Genomic DNA, 279 nt, shown 5'->3' on the forward strand with positions numbered 1-279 from the left:
GCAGATGCTCGCCTTCGCAGCAGGCGCCGATTTCGATGCGGCCCACGCCCAACAGATGCGAGGTGCCGTGCTTGATGGCGTTCTCGACGATCGGCTGCAGCGAAAACGCCGGCAGCCGCGCCGCCAGCAGCGCCTCGGGCAGCGATACCGCAATCTCCAGCCGATCGGCGAAACGCGCTTTCTCGATCTGCAGGTAGGCGTTCACATGTTCTATCTCGTCCGCCAGGCTGACTTCATCATCCGAGCGCTTGAGGTTTTTGCGAAAGAAGGTCGAAAGGG

At 62.0% G+C, this 279-nt stretch carries 1 protein-coding gene; it reads right to left on the reverse strand.

Annotated features, from left to right (window positions below):
• Window positions 1-279 (reverse strand): histidine kinase (locus J0A68_RS23440; RefSeq protein WP_206580536.1); only part of this gene is annotated, 279 nt, incomplete at both ends.

The organism is Algoriphagus oliviformis (genome assembly GCF_017254915.1).
Taxonomy (GTDB): Bacteria; Bacteroidota; Bacteroidia; order Cytophagales; family Cyclobacteriaceae; genus Algoriphagus; species Algoriphagus oliviformis.